At 39.3% G+C, this 11,992-nt stretch carries 17 protein-coding genes and 1 pseudogene; 9 read left to right on the plus strand and 9 right to left on the minus strand.

All coding sequences use genetic code 11. From position 1 onward, the window contains the following. Positions 1–163: 163 nt before the first annotated feature. Positions 164–1,751 (plus strand): annotated as a pseudogene (gene pckA / locus ACO1D1_RS15500) (phosphoenolpyruvate carboxykinase (ATP)). Between the two features lie 92 nt (positions 1,752–1,843). Here pckA and ACO1D1_RS15505 read toward each other — a convergent pair. The 5 genes from ACO1D1_RS15505 to ACO1D1_RS15525 form a co-directional block, all read right to left on the minus strand. Next, positions 1,844–2,407, minus strand: a complete 564-nt coding sequence (locus ACO1D1_RS15505) for a hypothetical protein (protein WP_423336410.1) — start codon at positions 2,405–2,407, stop codon at positions 1,844–1,846. 109 nt (positions 2,408–2,516) lie between these two features. After that, on the minus strand, positions 2,517–2,804 hold the full coding sequence (locus ACO1D1_RS15510) for a hypothetical protein (protein WP_423336411.1): 288 nt from the start codon (positions 2,802–2,804) through the stop codon (positions 2,517–2,519). Next, entirely contained in the window at positions 2,785–3,309 is a 525-nt protein-coding gene (locus ACO1D1_RS15515) for an RNA polymerase sigma factor (RefSeq protein WP_423336412.1), read from the minus strand. The genes ACO1D1_RS15510 and ACO1D1_RS15515 overlap by 20 nt, the downstream gene beginning before the upstream one ends. A gap of 175 nt (positions 3,310–3,484) precedes the next feature. Next, the gene (locus ACO1D1_RS15520) at positions 3,485–3,727 is read right to left on the minus strand and encodes a DUF2584 domain-containing protein (RefSeq protein WP_423336413.1); all 243 of its coding nucleotides are present in this window, start codon (positions 3,725–3,727) and stop codon (positions 3,485–3,487) included. A 35-nt stretch (positions 3,728–3,762) separates the two neighbouring features. Then, positions 3,763–4,557: an alpha/beta hydrolase family protein gene (locus ACO1D1_RS15525; protein WP_423336452.1), complete on the minus strand. Its 795-nt coding sequence runs from the start codon at positions 4,555–4,557 to the stop codon at positions 3,763–3,765. A gap of 116 nt (positions 4,558–4,673) precedes the next feature. On the opposite strand from ACO1D1_RS15525, the gene ACO1D1_RS15530 reads away from it, so the two are divergent. Genes ACO1D1_RS15530 through ACO1D1_RS15540 form a run of 3 tightly spaced genes read left to right on the plus strand, consistent with a single transcriptional unit; the run spans position 4,674 to position 7,275 of the window. Next, entirely contained in the window at positions 4,674–5,690 is a 1,017-nt protein-coding gene (locus ACO1D1_RS15530) for an ABC transporter substrate-binding protein (protein WP_423336414.1), read from the plus strand. Positions 5,691–5,711: 21 nt separating this feature from the next. After that, positions 5,712–6,494, plus strand: coding sequence for an ABC transporter ATP-binding protein (locus tag ACO1D1_RS15535; RefSeq protein ID WP_423336415.1), 783 nt, complete (start codon positions 5,712–5,714; stop codon positions 6,492–6,494). Beyond that, positions 6,469–7,275 carry an ABC transporter permease gene (locus ACO1D1_RS15540; protein ID WP_423336416.1) on the plus strand — a complete coding sequence of 269 codons (807 nt, stop codon included), beginning with the start codon at positions 6,469–6,471 and terminating at the stop codon, positions 7,273–7,275. The genes ACO1D1_RS15535 and ACO1D1_RS15540 overlap by 26 nt, the downstream gene beginning before the upstream one ends. 9 nt (positions 7,276–7,284) lie before the next feature. On the opposite strand, the gene ytkD is transcribed toward ACO1D1_RS15540, so the two are convergent. Continuing rightward, the gene (gene ytkD / locus ACO1D1_RS15545) at positions 7,285–7,764 is read right to left on the minus strand and encodes an RNA deprotection pyrophosphohydrolase (protein WP_423336417.1); all 480 of its coding nucleotides are present in this window, start codon (positions 7,762–7,764) and stop codon (positions 7,285–7,287) included. Positions 7,765–7,850: 86 nt separating this feature from the next. After that, positions 7,851–8,168: a hydrolase gene (locus ACO1D1_RS15550; RefSeq protein ID WP_423336418.1), complete on the minus strand. Its 318-nt coding sequence runs from the start codon at positions 8,166–8,168 to the stop codon at positions 7,851–7,853. A 404-nt stretch (positions 8,169–8,572) separates the two neighbouring features. Between ACO1D1_RS15550 and ACO1D1_RS15555 the strand changes: the two genes are divergently transcribed. Together ACO1D1_RS15555 and ytzI are read left to right on the plus strand one after the other, a co-directional pair. Continuing rightward, positions 8,573–8,830: a DUF6154 family protein gene (locus tag ACO1D1_RS15555; protein ID WP_423336419.1), complete on the plus strand. Its 258-nt coding sequence runs from the start codon at positions 8,573–8,575 to the stop codon at positions 8,828–8,830. A gap of 107 nt (positions 8,831–8,937) precedes the next feature. Further along, a complete protein-coding gene (gene ytzI, locus ACO1D1_RS15560; protein ID WP_423336420.1) occupies positions 8,938–9,108 on the plus strand; it encodes a YtzI protein in 171 nt (56 codons plus the stop codon). A 38-nt stretch (positions 9,109–9,146) separates the two neighbouring features. Here ytzI and ACO1D1_RS15565 read toward each other — a convergent pair whose 3' ends face one another. Then, complete coding sequence (locus ACO1D1_RS15565; RefSeq protein ID WP_423336421.1) at positions 9,147–9,620, minus strand: S-ribosylhomocysteine lyase; 474 nt, start codon at positions 9,618–9,620, stop codon at positions 9,147–9,149. A gap of 132 nt (positions 9,621–9,752) precedes the next feature. Between ACO1D1_RS15565 and yidD the strand changes: the two genes are divergently transcribed. Continuing rightward, the gene (gene yidD, locus ACO1D1_RS15570) at positions 9,753–9,980 is read left to right on the plus strand and encodes a membrane protein insertion efficiency factor YidD (protein WP_423336422.1); all 228 of its coding nucleotides are present in this window, start codon (positions 9,753–9,755) and stop codon (positions 9,978–9,980) included. Here yidD and ACO1D1_RS15575 read toward each other — a convergent pair. Continuing rightward, the gene (locus ACO1D1_RS15575; RefSeq protein ID WP_423336423.1) at positions 9,977–10,540 is read right to left on the minus strand and encodes a beta-class carbonic anhydrase; all 564 of its coding nucleotides are present in this window, start codon (positions 10,538–10,540) and stop codon (positions 9,977–9,979) included. The two genes, yidD and ACO1D1_RS15575, sit on opposite strands and share 4 nt — an antisense overlap. Positions 10,541–10,745: 205 nt before the next feature. On the opposite strand from ACO1D1_RS15575, the gene ACO1D1_RS15580 reads away from it, so the two are divergent. Together ACO1D1_RS15580 and ACO1D1_RS15585 are read left to right on the plus strand one after the other, a co-directional pair. Continuing rightward, positions 10,746–11,690 (plus strand): metal ABC transporter substrate-binding protein, encoded by a 945-nt coding sequence (locus ACO1D1_RS15580; RefSeq protein ID WP_423336424.1) that lies wholly within the window; start codon positions 10,746–10,748, stop codon positions 11,688–11,690. Between the two features lie 109 nt (positions 11,691–11,799). After that, positions 11,800–11,958: a DUF1540 domain-containing protein gene (locus tag ACO1D1_RS15585; protein WP_149871340.1), complete on the plus strand. Its 159-nt coding sequence runs from the start codon at positions 11,800–11,802 to the stop codon at positions 11,956–11,958. The last annotated feature ends 34 nt before the right edge of the window (positions 11,959–11,992 follow it).

The following is an 11,992-nucleotide window of genomic DNA, read 5'->3' on the forward strand; positions in this document are numbered from 1 at the left end:
TTTTCTTTTCTTCCTATATATTGTGTTCATGACTTTTTTATGATTCTATGAATAAAGTATTTTATGCGGATTTTTTATTAAATAGCATAGATTATTGGAGTTAATGTGTTATACTATTTACCATAATCATTCTAAAAATAAGGATAAAGGAAGGTTTCAGTGAATGAATTCTGTTCATATTCCAAATGAATTAAAACAATTGTTACAAGAAAGTCATGCCCAAATTCAATTGTCCGTTCCTCAATTAGTTGAAAAAATCCTTACTCGTAATGAAGGGACTTTAACCTCAACTGGAGCTGTTCGAGTCTCTACAGGCAAATACACTGGGCGGTCACCGAAGGATAAATTTATTGTTTTGGAAGAGTCTTCGAAGGATAAAATCGAATGGGGACCAACAAATCAGCCTATTTCTGAAAAGGTATTCACAAACCTGTATCAGAAGGTACTTGAGTACTTAAAACAGCAAGATGAAATTTTTGTATTTAAAGGCTTTGCCGGTGCGGATAAAAGATCCCGCTTACCTATTCAAGTTATAAATGAATATGCATGGCATAATTTATTCGCGCATCAGTTATTCATTCGTCCCTCTGAAGATGAATTATTGGAACATGATGCCGGTTTCACAGTTATTTCTGCACCAAATTTTAAAGCGAATCCAGTTGTTGATGGTACAAACTCAGAAACCTTTATTATTATATCCTTTGAACAAAGAGTTGTCTTAATTGGGGGCACAGAATATGCCGGGGAAATGAAAAAGTCTATTTTTTCGGTCATGAATTATTTGCTGCCTGAAAATAATATTTTTTCAATGCATTGTTCGGCAAATGTTGGTCAGGAAGGGGATGTAGCCTTATTCTTCGGTTTATCCGGAACAGGAAAAACCACCTTATCGGCTGACCCTAATCGCAAACTGATTGGCGATGATGAGCATGGCTGGTCTTCCAACGGTGTCTTTAATGTGGAGGGCGGCTGCTATGCCAAATGTATAAATCTTTCGCGGGAAAAAGAGCCGCAAATATTTGACGCCATTCGATTTGGTACAGTTCTTGAAAACGTTGTCATGAATCAAGAATCAAGAATCCCTGATTATGATGATGGAACATTAACCGAAAATACACGGGCAGCCTACCCAATCCAAGCCATCGATAATATTGTTCAGCCTAGCATTGCCGGTCATCCAAATACAATCGTCTTTTTAACAGCAGATGCATTCGGGGTATTGCCGCCAATTGCAAAATTAACAAAAGAACAAGCAATGTATCATTTCTTAAGCGGATATACGTCAAAGCTTGCCGGAACAGAGCGAGGAGTCACGTCACCTGAAGCCACCTTCTCTACCTGCTTCGGTGCGCCATTCCTGCCGCTTCCGGCTACACGTTATGCAGAAATGCTCGGTGAAAAAATTCTTGAACATAGCGCAAATGTCTTTCTAGTCAATACAGGCTGGACCGGCGGCGAGTATGGAGTCGGCAGCCGAATCGAAGCTTTCCTACACAAGAGCAATGGTTCAGGCCGCTTTGGAAGGCGAATTGAATCATGTTGAAACCGTTAAAGATGAAATTTTCGGTTTAAATATTCCGCTTCACATTGCCGGTGTCCCAGATGAAGTGTTGCAGCCGAATAAAACATGGGCTGACCGTGCTGCATATGAGGCAAAAGCTAAAGAACTTGCCGGGAAATTCCGCGAGAACTTTAAGAAGTTTACCAATGTTGCGGAGGAAATTGAAGAAAAAGGCGGCCCTCTCGCCTAATATGAAAAGCGAAAGCATCCTGGTCAGCGGAGCGAAAGACATTAGCCGCTAGGGTGCTGGAGCCGGACAATTCTCTAAGTAGAAAGCCCATATCAATTGGATATGGGCTTTCTTACTTCTACCGTCTGCGACTGTTGTAAAACAGTGAAACGATATTTGCCGCTCTTTTTCAGTTGAAAATCTCCCTTGTACGTTGAAATATTTTTACCATCTGTCTTTGTATAGTCTGTTTTATCTTTAAATGTAAAGGTGGATGTCTCCCCTGTCTCCAGGCTGAATATCTCTAATTCTATCTCCTGAGGAAGGTCATCTCCCTCTATCTCAATATCGGTTTCCTCATAAAAACCAGCATATAAATCTTCTTGCGATATCATTAATGTGGAATTCCCAATTGTAATATAGGGCTCCTTCACATATATAGTAAATTCACCTGCATTTTTCTTTTCCCCTTTAGTGTTGTATAAAGTAAATTCCAAGTTCCAGAATCCTGGTTGATCCAAGGTTGCAAAATTGGTAAGTGCATGGGCATCGGCACCGTATAACCCGCTAGACAATGATGTTTTATCAAGATGCTGCGTTTCTCCTGTTTTAACATTTACGGCATCAATATTTAGTGTTTGACTTAAATCAAAATCTTTCCCCCACAAAAAGACCATGATTTTGCTGACAGAGCGGTAGTCTTGCGCAACCCATTCCTTTGGTGCGAGTAAACTGACCTTATTTGGAATGCCGTAGTTACTTTCTCCATAAAGCGGTTTTCCGTTGTCATCCCTTAAGGCAAAATAGTCGGCTTCCTGTGTTGCAATATTCGTGGATCCAGTCCTTGGTAATTGTTCCTCGGTGTTTATAAAATAAAGGATAGGGGCAATTAGAATGAACGCCAGTGCCGCGGCAAGGGCACCGATTTTTTGAAAATGAATCGTTCGCTTCTTCCCTCTGATTGCCGATCTCAGTCATTTTTTTTAACATTTCCGTTCTCTGAACAGTGGTTAATTCATACTTTGGAAAATCCGATAACAATTGGAGCAATTCTTTATCCGATAAATGACTCAAAATACTCTCCCTCCTTTAACCGCTCATTTAGTTTTTTTACTGCCCGAAAAAAGGTCACATTCACTTTATTTTCTGTCCAGCCAAGAACCTGCCCTGTTTCTTGTGAGGTAAGCTCGGCAATCCCCCTTAATAAAATCACATCCCGGTAATTTGGTTTCAGCTCGTTAATTGCTTCGTAAAGTTGTGCATATTCCATTTTCCTTATTAATTTCTCTTCCGTTTGCGGTTCGTGAAGATTTGGTGATTCTCGGTCCAGACGCTCCTTCACTCGCTGCCATACTGATTTTTTTCTATAAAAATCAATTGCAGTGTTTCTTGCAATCGAAATTAGCCATGTCTTTGGACTCGATTCATTTTTAAATCGTTCGAACGCTCGAAATGCCCGTAAAAAGGTTTCCTGAACTAAATCCTCGACATCCGCAGTGCCGGTATAATAAACGAGATAATTGGTCACATCCTTCTCAAATTGAATAAACCATTTCTCTATCTGATGCCCCCGTTCCAACTAGATCCCCCCCTTCCCAAATCGATAAAAAAATTTGAACTTACTAATTAAGACGTTTGTAAATAATATTTCTTACACATTATCTACAGTCTAACGACTCTTTTTCTGACTATGGGCTTTATGAAATCACTTTAATCTTAGTCAATAGAAAAACAGGCTGTGAAACCCAGCCTGCTTAATTCGGTGAATATAATGAAATTAATTGATAGGTTATTGTCGTAGTGCTGTTTTCCCATTCTACTTTTTTGATTACTCCGGTTCCACTTGATTCACTGTCGATGGTTTTCCTTACTTCAATGGGAATCTCAATCGGATAAAGTCTGTAACCTTCCTTAATGAGCACAAAAAGATTTTCTTCTACTCTCTTTTCCCTGCCTTTTGTCACGATCATCGTATTTAACTCAAGGGGCATTCCCATAACCAATCCGCTCCTCTGCTTGTATTAACTATATATTACCATCTTTTGCTTTGATTTTTCATCCACTTTGATAAATCCTCCACAACTTTTCGATTTACTACAGGCGGAAAATAGTGAGTATACTCTTCAAAGTACCAGCATTCAACTGGTTTTTCCAATGATCTCAGTCTACTTTCAAGACGGTACCCATGCTCAACGGATACATTATGATCCTTGACACCGTGAATAATCAGCACAGGGGGGACCAGTTTTTCCATTTCAAATAAAGGTGTCCGCTCCCGATATCTTTCGGGAAATTTCTCAGGGGTGCCGCCAATGACCCGTTTCATCATTCTCCGTAAATCTTTACGCTCCCGATAGGTTAGGACCATATCACTTACACCGCCCCAGGTGACAACGGATGCTGTTTCTGGAAATTGAATCGCAGTCATCAATGCCATTACCCCGCCGCGTGAAAAGCCAAATATATGGATATCACGAACCCTTGCGAGTGATTTTAACAGCAAATAAGCAGAAAAAGCATCCTCCCTGTCCTCACCGGCAAAATCCTCATTTCCCTCCCCCCCTTGATTTCCCCGATAAAAGGGGGCAAACACGATAAATCCCTCGGCAGCAAATTGGGCAATCCGGGCAGGACGGACTTTTCCAACATTTTTAATTCCGCCGCGTAAATAGAGAAATCCATCCAGCGGTTCATTACCTAAAGGTGCCGCAAGCATCCCTTTCACCCTTAATCCATTCGAAAGGTAAGTAATGACCGTTAATTCAACTCTAGGGTTTGGTGAAGGAAAGCGTGTATATTCAAGGATCTTTCCATTATTCATATTCATTGCAATCTTTCCTTTTAATAATTTTTGTAACTGGGCATTCACACATTCCTCCCCTTTTCATACGATATCTTAGGCAATTAGCCCAGATTTTAATGGTATTTAAGGAGGTTTATTTTATGAAAAAATCGTTAAAGTTCAGTTTCTCCTTTCTTCTCATTGCTATTCTTATGATTTCATTGGCCGCTTGTAATAATGATACCAAATCAGAGACAAAGAAATTGGAAAAGGTGAGAATTGCAGAAGTGACCCGGTCCATTTTCTATGCCCCCCAGTATGTTGCCTTAGCAAAAGGCTTTTTTAAGGAGGAAGGTTTAGACGTTACCTTAACAACAACCCCCGGCGGTGACAAAACGATGACGGCTCTTATTTCAGGAGGAGCGGATGTTGCCTTAGTGGGTTCGGAAACATCGATTTATGTTTACGCCCAAGGGGCTAATGACCCGGTCATCAATTTTGCGCAATTGACACAAACAGACGGCACCTTCCTTGTTGCTCGGGATAAAATCGATAACTTTTCATGGGATCTATTAAGAGGAAAAACATTCTTAGGCCAGCGGAAAGGCGGCATGCCGCAAATGGTCGGTGAATTCGTTCTAAAGAAGCATGGCATTGATCCGCACCAAGACTTGAATCTAATTCAAAATATTGATTTTGCAAATATCGCAAACGCTTTTGCCTCCGGAACGGGAGAATTCGTGCAATTGTTTGAACCAACAGCAAGTATTTTTGAAAAAGAAGGAAAGGGCCATATTGTTGCCTCATTTGGGAAAGAATCCGGCCATGTTCCATATACAACGTTCATGGCGAAAGAAAGCTTTATGAAAGAAAATAAAGCAACGATTGAAAAATTCACAAGAGCCGTTTATAAAGCGCAAAAGTGGGTGGAATCTCATAGTGCCGAAGAAATTGCCAAAGCAGTTGAACCATACTTCCCTGATACAGATCCCGAAATCATGAAAACCGTTGTTGAGCGCTATAAAAGTCAAGGTTCGTTTGCAACAGACCCGATTTTAGATGAGGAAGAGTGGAACAATCTGCAAAATATCATGAAGGAAGCGGGAGAGCTTCCGAAAGAAGTCGATCATAAAACCCTTGTAAACACTGAAGTAGCTGAAAAAGTTATTAAAAAATAAAAGGAAAGGGTGGCCGTTTACATGAGCTTTTTACAAGTTCAGGATGTACATCATACCTATTTCACCAAAGCCTCTGCCACCACGGCCCTCTCCGATATTACACTGACGGTTGAGGAAGGGGAATTTGTCTCTCTCCTCGGCCCAAGTGGCTGTGGAAAGACAACATTGCTTTCAATCATTTCTAGTTTACTCAAACCAACCCAAGGTACTATTCTTTTAGAAAACAAACCAGTATCGACAGCAAAAAATCAAATTGGCTATATGTTGCAGCAGGATTATTTGTTTCCTTGGAAAACGATTGAAGAAAATATTCTAATGGGCTTGAAATTATCAAAGCAGCTAAATGAAAAAAATAAATCAGCCGCATTAAACCTTTTGGATCAAATTGGCCTTGGCGGGCTGGAAAAACAACTGCCTAAGCAATTGTCAGGCGGAATGCGGCAACGGGTAGCTCTCGTAAGAACATTAGCTACCGAACCAAAATTACTAATGCTAGATGAACCCTTCTCTGCTCTCGATTACCAAACAAAGCTGAAACTAGAGGATTTAGTTTCAAAAACATTAGATGAATTTGGCAAAACAGCGATTCTTGTGACCCATGATATCGGTGAGTCCATTGCCATGAGTGACCGCGTCTTTTTACTTTCCCCCAGTCCGGGCAAAATCCATAAAATCTTTGAAATTCCGGATGAACTAAAAAGGATATCACCGTTTGAAGCTAGAAATCATGAAATGTACTCTAGCATCTTTCAAACGATATGGAAGGAGCTGGAGTCACTTGAACCTGGAAAAGAAAAGGCTTGAACTCCTTCATAAAAATTACATTCATTCGTTAAAATTGGAACGAAGATGGGTTCGTTTTTATCAGGCTGTCATCTTTATCGCCTTTTTCTCCAGTTGGGAACTGGCAAGCCAAAAGCAATGGATCGACCCATTGATTTTCAGTTCGCCATCTAAAATTTGGCAGTTATTTTTAGATAAAATTCAAGATGGTTCATTGATTACACATACAGGTGTGACCCTAACCGAAACCATTGTCGGCTTTATTCTTGGTACCTTGCTTGGCACCATTTTGGCCGCGATTCTCTGGTGGTCGCCGTTTGTGCAAAAAATTCTTGATCCCTATCTTGTTGTCTTAAATGCGATGCCGAAAGTGGCACTTGGACCAATTTTGATTGTCGCTTTAAGTCCAGGGTATCCATCGATTATTGCCATGGGTGCGATTATTTCGGTCATTATTACCACCATTGTCGTGTATACCTCATTTAAAGAGGTCGATCCCAATTATTTAAAGGTACTGCGAACATTTGGGGCATCGCGTTTTCAATGCTTTAAAGAAGCAATTCTGCCGGCAAGTTTTCCAACTATCATCTCGACGTTAAAAGTTAATGTCGGTTTATCTTGGGTCGGCGTCATTGTTGGGGAATTCCTCGTATCCTCACGCGGACTCGGATACATGATTATTTACGGATTCCAAGTATTTAATTTTACCCTCGTGTTCTTATCACTGTTAGTAATCGCAGTTATTGCGACAATTATGTATCAGCTGGTTGAACTTCTGGAGAAAAAACTCATAAAGGAATAGTGACTGCAACTATTCCTTTTTGAGTTGGAGCCGCTGGATCTGTTTCAGACATTCAGCAACGACTTCATCCTGCATAATAAAGCTAAAGTTATCCTCAAAGCGGCGCTGCAAAAGATCACCCGTAATCGCAACAGGGCCATTTGTTTCAAAGTACGAAACGGTTTTCTCGACTCGTTCAACTTCAGCCCAAAAAACAGCTTTTACAAAAGAATTTAATTCGTCCGTAACCTTATACTCACCTATAAATATGAGCTTGCCAAGAATAGACCCTGTTTCTTCATATGTCTCACGTCTTGCTGCTTCTTCAAGTGTTTCCCCTGCTTCCACTTTACCACCGGGAAATTCAAAACCACGTAGTTTATGATTCGTTAAAAACCAGCATCCCTGATATTGGCAAATAATAAGCACATGCTTTGCCGGTTCTTCAAATGCATTCAGTGAAAAAGAAAGTTCAACCCTATTCCCATTACGATCTAAAAATTGTTTCATGGAAAACCGCCTCAATATTTTACTTTAATGATATAGTAAAATGAAAAAAAGGAAAATCCTAAAAGAGCAGATTTTCCTAAAGACAATTATTTCGGCAGGATATTCATACTTTCAATATGGCTTTTTGCTTCATCATCACCTAATTTATGCAGCATGCCATACACTTGTTGGATGGTACTGTCGTAGGCATCATTTTCCCGGTCATAATGGTATTGCACATATGGAACATGGGCCCGAAAAAAATTCTTCCACTCTGTTGAATAGTTTTGGTTAAACAGCTCGCGAAGCTCGGTAATTTCTTGATCAGATGCTTGAATTTTATAGCTCCAAGTGGAACTTGTGGCACTCCTTGTGATATGACCGGTTCCAACATCAATATAATAGGTTTTCTTCTGTTCATCCATTGCATCATCCCCTTTTACTAAAGATAGTAAAGTATATAATTTCGACTTTGAGAAATGTCCAGCTCCAGCGCCCTAGCGGCTAATGTCCTTCGCTCTCCGCCCTACGATAAGTCAACATCGATTCGCCTCCGGCTCATCGTGTTTCCTTTATCTCAGTTGGAGGGCTCCAGGCCATACGCCGCTGACCAGGGCGCTTGCGCTTTTCTTATTTTAGTAATGTACAAATAGATAAAATTTATTCTGCTTCAAATTTCGACTCATTTTTTAGAAATGAATGCGATATAATAAACATACAATCAAGAAAACAGATTTTTCAGTTAATTCATTCATAGAAAGGCAGGGATGATTTCAAGCTTTTATGGGTATTCAATAAGATATACAATGATTTTAACGGAGGTGTTGTAATGAAAATAGTCGATGAATTATATGAAATGTATCGAAACAAATTAACTGGTGATGAAGAGGATATTGATATGCTGACATTTGCCTTTTTGGAAGAGATGTCCCATGAAGATCTTCTTGCATTAATTCAGGATATGGATAAACAGGAACTATATGATTTGATGGGCCTTTACCTAATTGAAAGCCTAAAAGGGAAATTTGCCCAAGAAGAGTACGGACAGCATCGAGCACATACTTTTTATCCTAGAAATATTCATTGAATTTACATAACACCAAACAAAAGGGAGCAGAACTGCTTCCTTTTTTCTTTTTCTTATCAACAGCAAGCCGTTTAATGGTACAATGTTGGTAAAGGGGGAAGAGAGATTTGTATACAGTAATGGTAGTCAGTATTATTATTGTTATTATTGTCTTGCTTCTAGCGGTCATTACCACTTCAAAGGCATATGATTATAAACATAGTGTGGATGCATTAGAAAATAATCCATATTTAGATCAAGAGATTAACGAATCTGTCCAAGACCAAAAGAAGGCATAAAAAAATTCCTATTCTAGCTAGAATAGGAATTTTTTTAATTAAGCGAAAACCTGTTTTAATTCTTCCTTGCTATGTTCCAGCCAGAAACGCATTAAGCGCTTGGCGCCTTCTAGGTCATGCAATTTTGCTTGGCCGCATTGTCTTTCATTCGCTGCAGGAATATCAATGATCTCAACTGCGTCCTTCATTGTATCTTCAAGAAGGTCAATAATTTCCTCGACGGTTGGTTCTCCGCTTACTACAAGATAGTAGCCAGTTTGGCAGCCCATCGGCGAAATATCAATAATGTCAAAGTGGTCATATTTTTCCGAATGCTCGCGGATATTGAAGGCTAACAAATGTTCAAGTGTATGAATCGCATCTGGTTTCATTGCCTGTTTATTTGGCTGGCAAAAGCGGATATCATATTTATTGACAATACCGTCACTCCCTACCTTATGGACACCACAATGTCTGACATAGGGGGCTTTCACGGCATTATGATCTAAATCAAAGCTTTCTACTGAAGGCATGTATATCACTCCTTTTTATATCTATCAATAATCATACAATAAATCCCGACTTTTTTCATTCACTTAGTTACATTTAACAATTTAGACGGCAATTAGAATTTATGGTATGTTGTATGTAAGGAGAGCGATATTATGCTAAAAAAAACTTTACTGGCGATTATTCGGTTTTATCAAGTTGCCATCTCACCTTTAAAACCGCCAACATGTCGATTTTATCCAACCTGTTCACATTATGGCATAGAGGCCATACAGCGTTTTGGCGCTCTTAAAGGCGGCTGGCTCACTATCAAACGAATTTTAAAATGTCATCCTTTTCATCCAGGCGGAATGGATCCTGTCCCTGAAAAAAAGAAACATTAATTTTTGTATCCATCTACGACAAGGTCCAGCTTACCTGTTTTAGGATCAATAACCAAACCATGAACTGGAACACCACTTGGCAATAATGGATGATGTTTAATGACATCAACACTGTGAGCGACACTTTCACTCACATTTTCAAACCCTTGAAGCCATTGTTTAATGTCAATGCCGGAATAGGAAAGTGTTTCAAACGTTTCGTCAGATATTCCACGGTCCTTCATGCTCTCAATCACAGGTTCAGGTTTCATGCCGCTCATGCCGCAATCATGGTGACCGACTACCAAAACTTCCTGCGCCTTTAACTGATATACTGCAACTAAAATACTTCTCATCACACTTCCAAAAGGATGCGAAACCAGTGCGCCGGCATCTTTAATGATTTTGGCATCCCCATTTCCCAAGTTTAACGCTTTTGGCAGTAACTCCAGCAAACGGGTATCCATACAAGTTAGGATGACCATCTTCTTATTCGGGAACTTCGTTGTTTCATACTTCTCATACTCGTGATCTTCTACAAACTTATGATTGTAGTCTAAAATCTCATTCAATATTGTCATTAAAATCCCGCCTTTCTATATAAGAATACATAATATTCCTTGTTTGAAACAAATATTATACTTGCATTTAGCCTATTTTTTTTGTAAGATACAAATGGAAATCGGAATCGTTCCGTATTACCTGCAAATATCTTTTCTGAATGCTAAAAATTTTTCGAATATAAATCGTAATTAATCCGATTTAATATATTATTAAGGAGTCTTTATGAAAAAAATTACCCTTTTCCTTTCTTTTTTATTACCATTAATCCTTATTTTATCCGCTTGTTCAACTAAAAAGGAGCAGACAGCCAAAAACAAGAATCAATTAACCATCTATACAACCGTATTCCCACTTCAATATTTTACTGAACGAATTGGCGGTAAATATGTAGATGTAAAAACGATCTATCCTCCCGGAGCAGATGAACACACATTCGAACCATCGCAAAAGGATATGATGAATTTGGCCGATTCAGACTTATTTTTCTATATCGGTCTTGGACTAGAAGGATTTGTTGAAAAAGCAAAAGGTACTTTAAAAAATGAAGCCGTTACATTAGTTCCTGCAGCCGATCAATTGGCTTTGCCTAAAGATACTCATTCTGATAAAGAAGAGGCAGGGCATGATGACCATAACCATGGAGATATCAACCCCCATGTCTGGCTTGACCCGATTTATTCAAAAGATATGGCCGCGGTTATTCGTGATGCATTAGCCAAAAAAATGCCGCAAAACAAGGAACTTTTTAATGAAAATTATCAAAAACTGGCAACAGAATTAGATGAATTAAATAGCGAATATGAGCAGACTATTTCCAACGCGAAGCATAAAAAAATAATCGTGACCCATGCGGCGTTTGGTTATTGGGAACATCGTTACGGGATTGAACAAATTAGTATTTCCGGGCTTTCAACTACCAATGAGCCAACACAAAAAGAACTTGAGAAAATCATCTCAATCGCCGACCATGACGGCTTACACTATATCCTTTTTGAACAAAACGTCCAATCCAAACTGGGCAAAGTTGTCCAAAAGGAAATTGGTGCAAGAGCACTGCCCATTCATAACCTGGCTATTTTATCTAAAGACAATATCAAGGATAAAGAAACCTATTTTTCATTGATGAAAGCAAATCTTGAGACATTAAAAACGGCTTTAAATAATTAATGGTACCTTTCCCATTTCCCGTATTTGTTTCCTGTCAGACTCAGGGATGCAGGTATACTCAAATTCAAATGCTATTACTGTATTACCGATACTTTAAGGAGTGATACGAATGGCAAAGGATGTATTATGTGAAGTAAACAACTGCACGTATTGGGCGAACGGAAACAAATGCAGTGCTGACAAAATCTATGTTGTCAGCCATACAGGGCAGACGGCTGATTCAACGAAAGAAACCGATTGTCAAACCTTTGAAGCGAGTGATTTATAGATAAATGACAGAACCAGGCACACCTTGCCTGGTT

The organism is Neobacillus sp. 19, from assembly GCF_049463095.1.
Lineage (GTDB): Bacteria > Bacillota > Bacilli > Bacillales > Cytobacillaceae > Neobacillus.

Coding starts and splice junctions, on each gene's coding strand:
- ACO1D1_RS15505 (WP_423336410.1), bottom strand. CDS start 2,407: ATGGTCTTTTTGTGGGGGAAAGATTTTGATTTAAGTCAAACACTAAAT.
- ACO1D1_RS15520 (WP_423336413.1), bottom strand. CDS start 3,727: ATGGGAATGCCCCTTGAGTTAAATACGATGATCGTGACAAAAGGCAGG.
- ACO1D1_RS15525 (WP_423336452.1), bottom strand. CDS start 4,557: ATGAATATGAATAATGGAAAGATCCTTGAATATACACGCTTTCCTTCA.
- ACO1D1_RS15530 (WP_423336414.1), top strand. CDS start 4,674: ATGAAAAAATCGTTAAAGTTCAGTTTCTCCTTTCTTCTCATTGCTATT.
- ACO1D1_RS15535 (WP_423336415.1), top strand. CDS start 5,712: ATGAGCTTTTTACAAGTTCAGGATGTACATCATACCTATTTCACCAAA.
- ytkD (WP_423336417.1), bottom strand. CDS start 7,764: ATGAAACAATTTTTAGATCGTAATGGGAATAGGGTTGAACTTTCTTTT.
- ACO1D1_RS15550 (WP_423336418.1), bottom strand. CDS start 8,168: ATGGATGAACAGAAGAAAACCTATTATATTGATGTTGGAACCGGTCAT.
- ACO1D1_RS15555 (WP_423336419.1), top strand. CDS start 8,573: ATGAAAATAGTCGATGAATTATATGAAATGTATCGAAACAAATTAACT.
- ACO1D1_RS15565 (WP_423336421.1), bottom strand. CDS start 9,620: ATGCCTTCAGTAGAAAGCTTTGATTTAGATCATAATGCCGTGAAAGCC.
- yidD (WP_423336422.1), top strand. CDS start 9,753: ATGCTAAAAAAAACTTTACTGGCGATTATTCGGTTTTATCAAGTTGCC.
- ACO1D1_RS15575 (WP_423336423.1), bottom strand. CDS start 10,540: ATGACAATATTGAATGAGATTTTAGACTACAATCATAAGTTTGTAGAA.
- ACO1D1_RS15580 (WP_423336424.1), top strand. CDS start 10,746: ATGAAAAAAATTACCCTTTTCCTTTCTTTTTTATTACCATTAATCCTT.
- ACO1D1_RS15585 (WP_149871340.1), top strand. CDS start 11,800: ATGGCAAAGGATGTATTATGTGAAGTAAACAACTGCACGTATTGGGCG.